The organism is Citrobacter sp. Res13-Sevr-PEB04-36 (genome assembly GCF_015672735.1).
Classification (GTDB): Bacteria; Pseudomonadota; Gammaproteobacteria; order Enterobacterales; family Enterobacteriaceae; genus Citrobacter.
The window spans coordinates 1-13977 of record NZ_JADABY010000034.1 but is presented as its reverse complement, the minus strand read 5'-3'; the positions used below and the strand labels follow the sequence as shown (position 1 = coordinate 13977).

General features: G+C 52.6%; 9 protein-coding genes and 1 pseudogene. 6 read left to right on the top strand and 4 right to left on the bottom strand.

Annotation, left to right across the window (positions count from 1 at the left end; all coding sequences use genetic code 11):
• Both IMQ48_RS10205 and IMQ48_RS23205 read right to left on the bottom strand, forming a co-directional pair.
• The coding region (locus IMQ48_RS10205) for an Ig-like domain-containing protein (protein ID WP_370551848.1) at positions 1-2531 on the bottom strand (2531 nt) is incomplete at its 3' end.
• A complete protein-coding gene (locus IMQ48_RS23205; protein WP_370551847.1) occupies positions 2458-3003 on the bottom strand; it encodes a retention module-containing protein in 546 nt (181 codons plus the stop codon). The genes IMQ48_RS10205 and IMQ48_RS23205, both read right to left, overlap by 74 nt.
• Positions 3004-3335: 332 nt before the next feature.
• Here IMQ48_RS23205 and IMQ48_RS10200 point away from each other — a divergent pair.
• From IMQ48_RS10200 to IMQ48_RS10190, 3 genes and pseudogenes are all read left to right on the top strand, one after another.
• Positions 3336-4681, top strand: a pseudogene (locus tag IMQ48_RS10200) (TolC family outer membrane protein).
• Positions 4682-4894: 213 nt separating this feature from the next.
• Complete coding sequence (locus tag IMQ48_RS10195) at positions 4895-7087, top strand: type I secretion system permease/ATPase (RefSeq protein ID WP_196208940.1); 2193 nt, start codon at positions 4895-4897, stop codon at positions 7085-7087.
• Entirely contained in the window at positions 7074-8447 is a 1374-nt protein-coding gene (locus tag IMQ48_RS10190; protein ID WP_196208939.1) for an HlyD family type I secretion periplasmic adaptor subunit, read from the top strand. The genes IMQ48_RS10195 and IMQ48_RS10190 overlap by 14 nt, the downstream gene beginning before the upstream one ends.
• Positions 8448-8488: 41 nt before the next feature.
• Here IMQ48_RS10190 and IMQ48_RS10185 read toward each other — a convergent pair whose 3' ends face one another.
• Positions 8489-9094, bottom strand: coding sequence for a helix-turn-helix domain-containing protein (locus tag IMQ48_RS10185; RefSeq protein WP_196208938.1), 606 nt, complete (start codon positions 9092-9094; stop codon positions 8489-8491).
• 501 nt (positions 9095-9595) lie between these two features.
• Here IMQ48_RS10185 and IMQ48_RS10180 point away from each other — a divergent pair.
• The 3 genes from IMQ48_RS10180 to mutS all read left to right on the top strand — a co-directional run bounded on the left by IMQ48_RS10180 (position 9596) and on the right by mutS (position 13674).
• Positions 9596-10381: a winged helix-turn-helix domain-containing protein gene (locus IMQ48_RS10180; protein ID WP_196208937.1), complete on the top strand. Its 786-nt coding sequence runs from the start codon at positions 9596-9598 to the stop codon at positions 10379-10381.
• A complete protein-coding gene (locus IMQ48_RS10175; RefSeq protein ID WP_196208936.1) occupies positions 10381-10899 on the top strand; it encodes a hypothetical protein in 519 nt (172 codons plus the stop codon). Before IMQ48_RS10180 ends, IMQ48_RS10175 begins: the two co-directional genes overlap by 1 nt.
• Before the next feature lie 207 nt (positions 10900-11106).
• On the top strand, positions 11107-13674 hold the full coding sequence (gene mutS, locus IMQ48_RS10170; protein WP_196208935.1) for a DNA mismatch repair protein MutS: 2568 nt from the start codon (positions 11107-11109) through the stop codon (positions 13672-13674).
• Between the two features lie 111 nt (positions 13675-13785).
• Here the strand turns inward: mutS and IMQ48_RS10165 are convergent, their stop codons facing one another.
• Positions 13786-13938, bottom strand: coding sequence for a Hok/Gef family protein (locus IMQ48_RS10165; protein WP_003034202.1), 153 nt, complete (start codon positions 13936-13938; stop codon positions 13786-13788).
• Positions 13939-13977: the final 39 nt, after the last annotated feature.

Sequence of the window (13977 nt, the reverse complement as noted above, 5' to 3'; positions counted from 1 at the left end):
TGCACCTCAGCGTCTTTCAGCACGTTGCCGCTGTTGTCCGCAAAGGCGGCGGAGTCCACCGCGATGCGGTAGCCCAGGCTGCCGTTGCCCAGGTCGATCACCCGCCCGTGGTAGTCGTGGCCGTTGATGATCAGATCCACCCGGTCACCCGCCCGGGCATCCTCCCCGCTGACGGTGCCGGTCACCACCTGATGACGCATATACAGTTCGCTGCGGTTCAGGATGTTATCCGCCGTCACATCATCGATGGTCAGGGCGTTGTGCGCCTCGGTGTCCAGCACCACGGTGCGGTGATCCAGCGCGGTGACCTCATTCCCCGCCTTATCGTGGCTGACCACCGTCACCACCACCCCGTTACGGCCGGCCAGCAGCGTGCCCACAGGGACCAACACGTCGTAGCCCAGATGACCGTTAATATCGACCACCGTGCCGGTAAATGTCTGTCCCTGCACGCTGACGGTCACCACATCGCCCGCCCGGGCGTCCGGTCCGCCCACCTTGCCGCTGATCATTGTCGGCATGCGGTTTTCTGTGGCGTTGACCACGTCATCCGTGGCCACCGGACGGATATCCACCCCGTTTTCAGCGTAGTTGTCGAGATGTACGGTGTGGGTGCTGACCGCCACCGCCTCGTTACCTGCCGCATCCTGTGAGACGACGGTGGCGTGCACGTCAACGTCTTTCAGCACGTTGCCGCTGTTGTCCGCAAAGGCGGCGGAGTCCACCGCGATGCGGTAGCCCAGGCTGCCGTTGCCCAGGTCGATCACCCGCCCGTGGTAATCGTGACCGTTGATGACCAGAACCACCCGGTCACCCGCCCGGGCATCCTCCCCGCTGACGGTGCCGGTCACCACCTGATGACGCATATACAGTTCGCTGCGGTTCAGGATGTTATCCGCCGTCACATCATCAATGGTCAGGGCGTTGTGCGCCTCGGTGTCCAGCGTCACGGTGGTGTTCTGCACCGCCACCGCGGTGTTGCCTGATGTATCGACGCCGGTGACGGTCACCTGCACGTCGTTGCGCCCTTCGTGGAGAGCTGCGGTTGGTACTGCCACGTCATAGCGCAGCGCTCCGTGCTCGTCGGTGACCACCACGCCGTTGAAAGTGTGTCCGTTCACCTGCACAGCCACCGCATCGCCCGGCTGCGCATCCCCGGTTACCACGCCGCTAACCAGCGTCGGCATACGGGACTCGCTGCGGTTGACGGTATTATCATCCGCCACCGTGTCAATGTTGATGGCATTCGAAGCCTGGGTGTCGAGCGTCACCGTGGTGTTCTGCACCGCCACCGCAGTGTTGCCTGCCGTATCCACACCGGTGACGGTGACCTGCACGTCGTTGCGCCCTTCGTGAAGAGCTGCGGTCGGCACCGTCACGTCATAGCGCAGCGCCCCGTGCTCATCGGTGACCACCACGCCGTTAAAGGTGTGTCCGTTCACCTGCACAGCCACCGCATCGCCCGGCTGCGCATCCCCGGTTACCACGCCGCTAATCAGCATCGGCATACGGGACTCGCTGCGGTTAACGGTGTTATCACCCGCCACGGTGTCGATGCTGATGGCGTTGGAAGCCTCGGTGTCCAGCACCACGGTTTTGTGCGTGACGGCAATGGCTTCGTTACCCACATCATCATGGCTAACCACCTTCACCTGTACATCATTGATACCTTCTTTAAGCGTTTCCCTTGGCACCTCAATTTCGTACCGGAGTTGACCATGATCGTCGAAAACTGTGCCGTGAAATTCTTTTCCCTGAAGGGTCAACGTCACCGGGTCGCCCGCTTTGGCATCGCCACTGACAACTCCGGTAATCAGCGTCGGCATGCGATTTTCGCTGGCGTTGACAACATCATCATTCGCCACCGTCTCGATGGTCACGGCATTCTGTGCGAGCAGATCGCTCTCGACATAATGATCCGTAGAAGCCCTCGTAGTATTCCCGGCATCATCGGTTGAGGTTAGCGTGGCGCGGAAAGTCGGGTCATTCAGCAACCCACTGGTCAGCACCGGAATAGCAAACGTCAGCGGGCCATTGCCAGAATCGGTCACTTTGCCGGTATATTCTTTGCCATCGACCAACAAGGTTACGATATCGCCAGATTTGGCATCGCCTCCCACATGTCCATGGACGACGGTTTGCGAATGAAGAGACTCTTCGTAGTTAATCAGGTTGTCTGGGGTGACGTTATCTACTGTAATATCGATGCGCGGGCCGGTGGTATCAATCAGCGCATTGTCGAAAGTTTGTGCTGTTCGACCCGACACATCGGTGGCCGTTGCCACCACGGTGACGTTCCCCGGCTGTAATCCACCCAGATCGGTATCGATATGCCAGTGACCGTTACTCACCGGGACATCGACGGTGAATGTGTTTTTTTGGCTATCGGTGAAGGTCAGCGTGACATGATTCTGGTTACTGGAGCCGCTTAAATGCGTTCGGTGGAATTCATTTTTGTTAATAAAACCGTCGTTGCCGGCGAACTCCGTAATACTCACTTCTGGCGGGAAAATACTGGCAGAACCTGACACCACCCCCCCCCACTGGCAGATTGATATCCCCGTTCGGGTTACCCAGTCCCTGGGTGTTAAAACCCGCGGTAGGGTCAACCACCTGCCCGGTCAGTTCGAGCTGAACCAGTGTGTGGCCTCCGCCACCGCCTTCAATCTGCATCGGCGCGTCATTGCCCGCTGCAGTCGCGTCGAGTATCTGCGTCGGGTCAGCGCCATCGGCAATGGCTTTTTGTACGGCGGCAATATCCTGGGCATCATGGCTCGGATTATGGCTTACCTGTATCCCGTGTTCTCCCCAGTGGCTATTACGCCCAATATCTACCGTCTGCCCGTCAGGTAGAGAGATACTGACCGCGCCGCTGGCACCGGTCACAATTTCTTCACCGAGAGAGATCCTGTCGCCTTCATGAACAAGTCGTTGTGTGCCATTGGCTTCAACAACATAGACCTGCCCAATTATCGCTTTGATCACACCGAGTAATTTGCTCACCGTAACCTCACTTAATTACCATCATTATCTTTATAAACTCGTTAATAAATTAACGAACAAAAATCACATTTATTTAATGTAAGCATTAATATCTCAATGTAGAAAAAAACACATTTTTTAGAATGCATATACATGAGACTTGACTGGCAAATGAATATAATAAAAAATAACCAAAAATAAAACACGATGTGACAAAACATGTCTCTGAATAGCTGATTACAAGCTTTAATTAAGACAATTCATATTTGTTAATTTATATAACGTGTTTGTGAAAATGGATGATAGCGACGACAACTGGATGTCATAACCGTGTGATATAAGGCATTCCTGTCATGAAGAAGTTTTTCGTTTTTCTGCTTTCATGGTTTTCAATAAATTCCGTGTATGCAGAAGACTTACACAATACCGTTAAAAACGCATTAGAGCCAATCACCCTGAAGTTAATGCGGCTATAAATAGTCGCTATTCATCAGAAAAAGAGCTTCGAGCTGCACAAGGCGGATATTTACCGTCGTTGAATTTAAATGCCGAAACCGGGCGAAAAAATATTGATGATGCAACCACCCGAGCCGCAGGCAGCACGAACGGTCTGACCCAGTCACCCAATGGCGCGACGCTCAGCCTGGAGCAAAATGTGTTTAATGGTTTTGCCACCCATAGCGAAGTTGCACGGCAAAAAGCGACCGTTGACTCACGGGCATTTGGCGTGATGAACACCAGTGAAAGCACCGCTTACACGGTGATTCAAGCCTATTTTGATGTGCTGCAGCGCGAGGAGTTTGTCCGCCTGGCGGAAGACGATCTCGCTAACCACGAGCGTATTTACGATCAGATAAAACTGCGCACCGATCAGGGAGTGGGTCGCTCTGGCGACTTTATGCAGGCTGAGGCACGTCTGGCGCAGGCACGAAACAATTTGCTCACCGAGCAAACCAACCTGGAAGACGCTAAAACCACATTTGTCAGCGTAACCGGTAAAGACCCTGAAGGATTAAGCCTGCCGGAAAGCATTGACGGGCAGCTCCCGACCTCGCTTGCCGACGCTAAAAGCCGGATGGAAAACAACAACCCGTTACTGAAATCGGCCAACGCCGACATCGAAGCCGCACATCAGCAGTATGAAGCGTCAAAATCGACCTTCTACCCGCGCGTCGACGTTGAGTTGTCTCGGGGGATCAGCAATAACACCGATACCACCCGCGCACACACTGAAGAGTGGGAAGCGATGGTGAAGCTGCATTACAACCTGTACCAGGGCGGCAGCGACAAAGCCAACATGGAATCTCGCGCCTACCTGCATAAACAGGCTCAGGATGTGCGCAATAACACCCTGCGCCAGTTGAATCAGGAGCTGCGCCTGGCGTGGACTGCATTACAAAATGCGCGCGCCCAGCTGCCATCGGCGGAAGAATATGCCGACCGAAGCGTGAAAGTTCGCACCGCCTATCAGGACCAATTTAGTCTGGGTGAACGTACGCTGCTGGATTTACTCGACAGTGAGAATGAAGTGTTCTCCTCTAAACGTCGTCTGGTTGAATTACGTTACCTGGCTATGACCAGCGGGTATCGAATTAGCGAACGCACCGGTGAATTAATGAGTATTCTAAAAATTGCACCGCCGCCATCAGGGCAACCTGTAGATACCGCAGCAGAAAATAACCTGCCGGAACTTCATTAATCATTATTTATACTTTAAATAATTCGAGTTGCAGGAAGGCGGCAAGAGAGGAAATTCCCAGTCACTTACTAAAGTAAGTGACTGGGGTGAACGAGCGCAGCCAACGCACATGCAGCTTAAAATATGACAGGTATATCCCAATAAATCTCTGACACCGCACATTTATTATTAGCTTGCTATTATTTAAGTGTGCGTTCAGTAGTGGTTGCTAAAATGAGTGCACAAGCTGAATTATTAAATGAAGTCCCGGAGAATTCTGATAGCACAAATTCTCAATATCATGATCCCCGTAGCCATAATGACGACCCTTTATTAGATAGCTTACTCATTCTGTGTTCTTTGCACGGTAAACCCGCCAGTCGGGCAACATTAAGCAGCGGCCTACCATTAGAAAACGATCGGCTCACGCTGAATATATTCCCCCGTGCCGCGGCTCGCGCCGGTTTAAAGGCTCGGGTGGTGACGCGCGCTCTCGATAAAATCCCCGCGATGTCCCTGCCCGCCATCTTGTTATTGCGCTCCGGAGGAACCGGGGTGTTACTGGGCTGGAATGATGACGGTAGCGCCCGCTTTATGCCCTGCGAAAGCGAAGGAGGCGAAATCACCGTCGATACCGCCACGCTTGCGCAGAACTATGCCGGCAAGGTAATTTTTGCTCACCCGCGCCACGAATTCGATTTGCAGGCAGAAGCATTCTTACCGCGTACTAAATCCTGGTTTAAAGATACGCTCAAGCTGTCGCGCTTTCTGTATATGGATGCCGTGCTGGCCAGCCTGTTGATCAACCTGATTGCGCTCGGCACGCCGCTGTTTACCATGAACGTCTATGACCGCGTGGTCCCGAATCAGGCCACAGTGACCCTGTGGGTACTGGCGGTGGGTATCTGCCTGGCCTTTGTCTTTGATTTAATCTTAAAAATGTTGCGCAGCATCTGCCTGGATATTGCCGGCAAAAAAAGCGATCTCATTATCTCCTCGACCCTGTTTGAACGCATTATCGGTATGGAGATGAAGGAGCGCCCTGCACGCGTGGGCAGCTTCGCGCAAAACATCCACGAGTTTCAGTCGCTGCGCGATTTTCTCTCCTCGCTCACTCTGACAACCATTATCGACCTGCCCTTTACTCTGCTACTGCTGATTGTCATCGGCATTATCGGCGGGGCACTGGCGTGGATCCCGGTCCTCACGCTGCCGGTTGCGCTGCTATGCAGTTGGGCATTGCAAAAACCGGTTAACGCCGCAGTGGAAAAAACCATGAGCCTGGCCAGCGAACGCCAGGCGCTGCTGATTGAAACATTAAGCAGCCTGGATGCCATCAAAGTGAATAATGCTCAGAGCGAACGCCAGTATCTGTGGGAACAAACGCTGGGTAGCCTGAGTCGTCTGGAACTGCGCGTGAAAACCTTGTCCAGCCTGGCGAGTAACCTGACTGGCTGGTTCCAGCAGATCTCTGGCGTGGTGATGATCATCGTCGGCGTATACATGATAATCGGCGGCAAGCTGAGTATGGGCGGCCTGATCGCCTGCTACATGCTCAACGGTCGTGCCTTAATGCCGCTGGGCCAGTTAACCGGCCTGATTGCCCGTTACCAGCAGGCGAAGCTGACCATCAAAAGTACCGAGAAAATGATGTCACTGGCGCAGGAACGCCGTGCGGATGAAACGCCGCTCAAGCGAGAACAGCTACGGGGCAGTATAGAGTTTCGCGATGTGGATTTCAGTTACCCGGAACAAAAAAACCTGTCGCTGAACAAGATCAATCTGACCATTTCTCCCGGGGAGCGTGTCGGCATCATCGGGCGTAGCGGGTCCGGTAAAAGCTCACTGAGTAAATTGATCGTTAATTTGTACCAGCCCAGCGCCGGTAACATCCTGATCGATGGCGTCGATGCACGCCAGCTGGACGTCAACGATCTGCGCCACAGCATTGGCTACGTCCCGCAGGACATCCAGTTATTCAACGGGACACTGCGCGACAACCTGCTATGTGGCGCGCGTTATATCGATGACGAAACCATGCTACGCGCGGCGGAGTTGGCGGGGGTTAACGACTTCGCCCGTCTGCACCCTGACGGCTATAACCTGCAGGTCGGCGAGCGTGGCTCGCGGCTGTCGGGCGGACAACGCCAGGCAGTAGCGCTCGCACGCGCGTTATTACTCGATCCCCCTCTGCTACTGCTGGATGAACCCACCAGTTCGATGGACAACACCAGCGAAGAGCAGATCAAACACGCGCTGGCCCCCTGCATTGTGGGCAAAACACTGTTACTGGTCACCCATCGCGCCTCAATGCTGTCGCTGGTTGACCGCCTGATTATTGTTGATAAAGGACGCATCATCGCAGACGGCCCGAAAGCGGTCGTGATGGATGCGTTGAAAAAGGGGCAGATAAATGCGTCTCGCTGATTTCCTGGCTCGTGCTCGCCGCACTGTGCAGCACTATTTTCACGGCCGCGATGAAAATCAAACTGACAGTATTAATGATGTCAGCCACGCCATTATTGATGACGCCCCGAGGGTTATACGCCTGACTCTATGGGTGATTCTTGCGCTGGTGATCCTGTCTTTCGTGTGGGCGGGCTTTGCCAAAATTGACGAAGTGACGCGCGGCGAAGGCAAAGCTATCCCCTCGTCAAAACTGCAAAAAATACAGAACCTGGAAGGCGGGATTGTTACCGAGCTGTACGTGCATGAAGGGCAAATCGTTAATGTCGGAGCGCCGCTGTTGCATCTCGACGATACGCGTTTTGCCTCGAACGTCGGTGAAACAGAAGCTGATAAACTCGGTCTGCGAGCGAAAGTCGAACGCCTGACAGCGGAAGTTGAAAACCGGGACTTTGTTATTTCAGACGAAATCGCCAGCAAAGCGCCGGACGTCGCCCGCGGGGAAACCGAACTGTACAACAGCCGTCGGGAACAGTTTCACAACGAAATCTCCGGACTTGAAGAACAGTTGGTGCAGAAAAAGCAGGAACTGCGTGATTTTGAATCGAAAGAAGAACAGTTCAAACGTAGCCTAGGGTTGATCCGCCAGGAAATCAAAATGTCCGAGCCGCTGCTCGCCTCTGGGGCGATTTCGAAAGTCGAGTTGCTGCGTCTGCACCGTACTGAAGTGGAAACCGCCGGGCAGTTAAATTCTATCAGCCTGACATTGCCTAAAGCAGCGTCCGAAATTAAAGAGATTGAGAATAAAATCGGCGAAAGCAGGGGCCGCTTTCAAAGCGATGCTCTCGCCCAGTTGAACGAAGCACGTACTAATCTGAGTAAGGCCCAGGCTAGCGTCAAAGCGCTGGAAGACCGCGTGAATCGTACCATGGTCACCTCGCCGGTTCGCGGCATTGTCCAGCAGGTCATGGTGAATACCATCGGTGGGGTGATTCAACCGGGTAGCGATCTGGTAGAGATAGTCCCACTTGATGACAAGCTATTAATTGAAGCCAAAATACAACCGCGCGATATTGCCTTCCTTCATCCGGGTCAGCACGCAATGGTGAAATTTACCGCGTACGGCTACACCATCTATGGCGGCCTGCAAGGTGAAGTGGTGCAGATAAGCCCGGATACGGTTACGGATAAACAGGGGCGCAGTTTCTATATTGTGCGTCTGCAAACGGATAAAAACTATCTGGGGACGAAAGAACACCCGATGTTGATTATTCCCGGCATGGTGGCCACCGTCGATATTCTCACCGGTAAGAAAACAATTCTTAGCTATCTGCTCAAACCAATTATCCGCGCACGCGCGGAGGCGCTGAGAGAACGTTAATGGCGTTGCGCCCCCAGTCATAACCCTGGGGGCGTACGTATTTATGATGGGATATAAGAAGAAAGCTTGCCGCGATTCAGGCTAATTTTTCCATCGCTAACCAGTTCCTGTAATACCTTGTGGATGGCGCTGCGCGAGATATGGTTACGCGCCAGAATAAAGGTGTACACCGACGTTTTTTCACGCACTTCAGGCGCCATCGCCCAAATATACTTCACATGTTCAATAATCAGCTCGCGAATAGTACGGTGCGATTGCAGAGTCTCGCGCTGAAAATAGCGTTGCAGATGGTGCGTTAAGATATCAAACGCCTGCTTCCATAAATTTTTAGCGGTGAACAGGAGATCGGCATTCTGCACACTCATTGCCCACATTTCACAATCGGTGTCACAGCGCAAATAATGTCCGGCCACTTCGGTACGCATTTGCGGTAGCCCGAGAATAGCTGGCGCTGAAATACTGACCGTGACCAGGTCATTTTCCACACGATAAACAGAGACCGTCCCTTTCTCCAGAAATAAGATATGTCCATCTACCTTCAGGTCAATACGCTGGCGTTTTTTCCGTAAGGAGAGCCAGGCGTTATCTGATTTCTTAATTTCATCACCAATAAGTACTACCGACTTCTCTATTTCATTCTGGAACATGGATGTCTCTGCTACAAATTTATGCCTGACAAAAAATAGAAATAAAAATAAATGTCAGCCAGATAACGTGCTGACATTTATTTCCGTTTATATTTTTATGTTAATCCGGATGCTACGCACTACAGTACGACAAACGTAGCAACAGTCATGATTTCACCACCCGCATTCCCAGGTGCTTTGGCGCGTTTACAGCGTGAACTGTGTTCTCGCGTGGTGATGCCGAACAGTATATTGCGTAGTCCAAAGAGAGCTAATGCTTATCACCTTTGTCGTCATTATTTCTTCTTTGTCTTCTTTGCGCAATAGCCAGAAAGATACAATTATCTGATTCTTCTGTGTTTTATTTTCATTAACAAACCATTATTGTTGTTATGCTATGATACTAAATTGCAACATTTCGCGGTTCTGGCTGCAGAATCTGACAGACATTGGTGGACCTGATGGCCGGGATGTTTTTAATACCCCCCCACCGATGAAAGCATCAGCAAGAGTAGAGACATCATGTCTGAGACTGGTAACATCAGTTTTCTGATAGAAAGAAAAATCATCTTTACACCAGCGACTCAATGCCTGGCGAGAGTGGATCAACCCGAGCTACAGATAAAACTCAAGCACACGGCATCATTATGTCTTTTATTACTCATCCAAAATCACGGAAAAGTGGTTTCGCAAAACGAACTACTGGAATTTGGCTGGGGTGAAAACCATCGTCAGGCAAGTTTCAATGCGTTCTATCAGAGTATTCTTTCACTGCGTAAAAGTTTACTGCAGTTAGAACTGGATGCATCCTTTATCACGACCATTACCCGCAAAGGGCTGATCGTCCAGGACACATTTAGCATTGAGGAAATTGACACGCCGGAGAGTTGCCCTGCGGCAACAGAAGAAGATTGGCCGCGCAATACCGACCTCGCTGAGTTTGCAGATAACGCCTCGCGCAAATCACCGATTACCAGGACGGAATCTGTGCTGGTCCTACTGACTATTATCGTCTGTGGGATGATACTGTATCCGTGGAACACCCGTGGTAATTATTTTTCCGGTTATATTGCCACACAAAATACCCACTCAAACTGTAAGTATTATTTCAATAACGATGCCAGCGATTTTTCCCGACACACGGCTTTTATCGATAAGAACCCAGGGTTGTGCCAGGACAATAAATATATCTATATAACGACGTATCCTGAGTCCAAAAAACTGTCAGTGATCCAGTGCCGCTCCCCTATAAATGGAGAGCAGAAAAACACCTGTCAGTCGGTCTATTACCCACGGTACGATAGCTAATGAACTTACCTTCCCGCGCGCCAAAAATCAGAACACAAACGGGTATTATCCTGCTGCTTTGTCTTGCGGCTATCATCATTGTAAGTTTTTGGCCGCAGGGTAAAAACCATAGCCATCTGCATAATCTAGCCTGTCGCGCAACGATCGAGATCGTACGCAACACCGCCTCGTTTCGCGGGATCATTGATATCAAAAGCGGGGACAGTAAAGGCATTGTGAATATTGACGGCATTATTAAAGATAATGCCAATAATGAGCAAACCGTGCAGCGCATGGTGCTATTTACCCACTCCAGCTATGGCTCCAGCCCGGTATGGGTATCGCAGAAGATCCATATCTCGAGTCGCGAAACGGCCCCCGCCGGCATAATCCGGCAACTCCTGCCTGATTTTTTTCTGACCAATACCAGCGTCTCCAATGTCGACCTTTTCCCGCTGAATAAAGAAACGTATCTGATCACCAAAGAGGGCATACCGTATCTGTACTGCCAGAATTATGACTTGCCCGAGAGTGAATAGTCGCGCCGCATTTTTGTACCAAAACGACGGGTGAATCTCTGAGGTAGTCGGTGATAAGATACCCCGTTCTGGCTGAACTGAGGCTCGCCACTGCTGCCCTTCAGGCTGCTTTCAATAGAGAAATTTATGGGTTTGTGTGAGTCTGCAGGGGGTTCACATGAGACTGCCCGAGCACTTAAAAAGATTAAAAAAACGAGCATGATCAATATGAAAGAGTCAATTGATACGGACTTCACCAACCATACGCCGATGATGCAGCAGTATCTCAAGCTGAAGGCTCAGCACCCGGAGATCCTGCTGTTTTACCGCATGGGCGACTTTTACGAACTATTTTATGACGATGCCAAACGTGCATCGCAGCTGCTGGATATCTCGCTGACCAAACGCGGTGCATCTGCGGGCGAACCGATCCCAATGGCCGGTATTCCGCATCATGCGGTAGAAAACTACCTCGCAAAACTGGTGAATCAGGGGGAGTCGGTTGCCATTTGCGAACAGATTGGCGACCCGGCCACCAGCAAAGGACCGGTTGAGCGCAAAGTTGTCCGCATCGTCACGCCTGGTACCATCAGTGATGAAGCGCTGTTGCAGGAGCGTCAGGACAACCTGCTGGCCGCCATCTGGCAGGACAGTAAAGGCTACGGCTATGCCACGCTGGACATTAGCTCCGGGCGCTTTCGCGTCAGTGAACCCGCTGACCGCGAGACCATGGCGGCTGAATTACAGCGCACCAACCCGGCCGAACTGCTGTATGCCGAAGATTTCGCCGAGACCTCGCTGATCGAAGGCCGTCGCGGACTGCGTCGCCGTCCGCTGTGGGAATTTGAGATAGATACCGCCCGCCAGCAGCTTAACCTGCAGTTTGGCACACGGGACCTGATAGGCTTTGGTGTCGAAAACGCGCCGCGCGGATTATGCGCCGCAGGCTGTCTGCTGCAATATGCGAAAGATACACAGCGCACCTCGCTGCCGCATATTCGTTCCATCACCATGGAGCGCCAGCAGGACAGCATTATTATGGATGCCGCCACGCGCCGTAATCTGGAGATCACCCAGAATCTGGCCGGCGGTGTCGAAAACACGCTGGCTTCGGTGCTCGACTGCACCGTCACCCCGATGGGCAGCCGTATGCTCAAACGCTGGCTGCATATGCCGGTTCGCGATACCAAAACCCTCACCGAACGTCAGCAGACGATCGGCGCCCTGCAGGATGTCACCGGTGAGCTACAGCCGGTTCTGCGTCAGGTCGGCGATCTGGAGCGTATTCTGGCCCGTCTGGCACTGCGTACCGCGCGTCCACGCGATCTGGCCCGTATGCGCCACGCCTTTCAGCAATTACCTGAACTGCGTGCCCAGTTGGAAGGCGTAGACAGCACGCCGGTACAGATGCTGCGCGAGAAAATGGGTGAGTTCAACGAACTGCGTGAACTGCTGGAACGCGCCGTCGTCGAAGCTCCGCCGGTGCTGGTACGCGACGGTGGCGTTATTGCACCAGGTTATAACGACGAGCTGGATGAGTGGCGAGCGCTGGCCGATGGCGCTACCGACTATCTCGACCGGCTGGAGATCCGCGAGCGTGAACGCACCGGGCTGGACACGCTTAAGGTTGGATTTAACGGCGTACACGGTTACTACATTCAGATCAGCCGTGGACAAAGCCATCTGGCCCCCATTAACTACGTGCGCCGCCAGACGCTGAAAAACGCCGAACGCTATATCATTCCTGAACTCAAAGAGTACGAAGACAAAGTCCTGACCTCAAAGGGTAAAGCGCTGGCGCTGGAAAAACAGCTGTACGACGAACTGTTCGACATGCTGTTACCACACCTGGCAGATTTGCAACAGAGTGCCAGCGCGCTGGCCGAGCTCGACGTGCTGGTCAATCTGGCCGAGCGGGCTTATACCCTGAATTACACCTGCCCGACCTTCACCGACAAGCCCGGAATTCGTATTACCGAAGGTCGTCATCCGGTGGTCGAACAGGTACTGACCGAACCGTTTATTGCTAACCCACTTAATCTTTCACCTCAGCGCCGGATGTTGATCATCACTGGACCGAATATGGGTGGTAAAAGTACCTATATGCGCCAGACAGCACTGATCGCCCTGCTGGCTTACATCGGCAGCTATGTTCCGGCACAAAAGGTTGAGATAGGTCCAATCGATCGCATCTTTACCCGCGTCGGCGCTGCGGATGACCTGGCGTCCGGTCGTTCGACCTTTATGGTTGAGATGACCGAAACCGCCAATATTTTGCATAACGCCACCGAGAACAGCCTGGTGTTGATGGATGAGATTGGACGCGGCACTTCCACCTATGACGGTCTGTCGCTTGCCTGGGCGTGTTCAGAAAATATTGCCAATAAAATCAAGGCATTGACGTTGTTCGCGACCCACTACTTCGAACTGACGCAGTTAGCTGAAAAGATGGAAGGCGTCGCTAATGTGCATCTGGACGCATTAGAGCACGGCGATACCATTGCCTTTATGCATAGCGTACAGGATGGTGCGGCAAGCAAAAGCTATGGTCTGGCCGTCGCTGCGCTGGCCGGTGTGCCGAAAGACGTCATCAAACGTGCGCGGCAAAAACTGCGCGAGCTGGAAAGCATTACGCCAAATGCCGCCGCGACCCAGGTAGACGGGACGCAAATGTCGCTGCTTTCAGCACCGGAAGAAACGTCTCCCGCCGTTGAAGCGCTGGAGAATCTCGACCCGGATTCTCTGACGCCGCGTCAGGCGCTGGAATGGATTTATCGGTTGAAAAGCCTGGTGTAACTCTCGTAGGCCCGATATCGCTTTGCTCATTGGGCCTACGACAACTGGCGGGAATGGGTGCGAGAGGACGAAACCAAACCATCAAGACGCGGGGTTTCCCCCGCGTTGTTGCTACTTCTTCGGTTCGTAAGCGAGAACAGCTTTAAACTCCATACCACGCTCTTTAATACTTAACTCGCACAGCGAATCTCGTACCATTAGCGTAAATCCCAGCGCCGTGAAACACAGCACTACAATTGCCACCAGGGCATATTTTGTCAGCATGTCTTGCCTCCCTGCAAAGAAGAGACTAACATCCAAATG